Source organism: Pseudomonas fluvialis (genome assembly GCF_002234375.1).
GTDB lineage: Bacteria > Pseudomonadota > Gammaproteobacteria > Pseudomonadales > Pseudomonadaceae > Aquipseudomonas > Aquipseudomonas fluvialis.
In genome coordinates, this window is record NZ_NMQV01000052.1 from 1 (window position 1) to 599 (window position 599).

Here is a 599-nt window from a genome sequence, read left to right on the forward strand (position 1 = left end):
CGCCAGCGCCTGCTCGCTCAGCCGTTGGTGGAAACACCAGCAATCCGTCACTGGCTGACTTTTGCCGGCCTGTGCGCACTGGTTGGCTTTGCCGCAGGCCGGGCAGCGCTGTTCAGCCTGTGACATGGCTGGCCTCGCAGACACGGTTGCGCCCGGATTGCTTGGCGCGATACAGCGCACGATCGGCCCGGTTGAGCAGTTGCTCGATATTTTCCTGATCCTCGCGCTGGCTCAGGCCGATACTCACGGTCATTTGCAACTGCTGGCCATTGATCGGCAGGCGCAGTGCCTCGATCGAGACGCGCAGGCGCTCGGCCAGCTGGCGAGCGGCCTCTTGTGAGCTGTCCTTGAGCAGGATGGCGAACTCTTCACCTCCCCAGCGGCAGACAATGTCGGATTGCCGCGGCAGATTGCGCAGGTGTGCGGCAAAGGCCCGCAAAGCCTGATCGCCGGCGAGATGGCCATGCTGGTCGTTGAGTTGCTTGAAGTTATCAATGTCCAGCATCAGGGCGCAGAGCGGCTGGCGCTGGCGGCGGGCATCCTGCAGGGCTTGTCCGGCGAGCAATTCGAAACCGCGTCGGTTGGGCAGGCCGGTCAAC

2 protein-coding genes are annotated in these 599 nt (G+C 63.8%); both read right to left on the minus strand.

Features of this window, described 5'->3' with window-relative positions; translation table 11 throughout:
• Positions 1-126 (minus strand): cysteine-rich CWC family protein (locus tag CFY91_RS16505; RefSeq protein ID WP_207759401.1); only part of this gene is annotated, 126 nt, incomplete at its 3' end.
• Positions 113-599, minus strand: a 487-nt coding sequence (locus tag CFY91_RS15575) for a GGDEF domain-containing protein (protein ID WP_133063707.1), incomplete at its 5' end; no start/stop codon positions are given. The genes CFY91_RS16505 and CFY91_RS15575, both read right to left, overlap by 14 nt.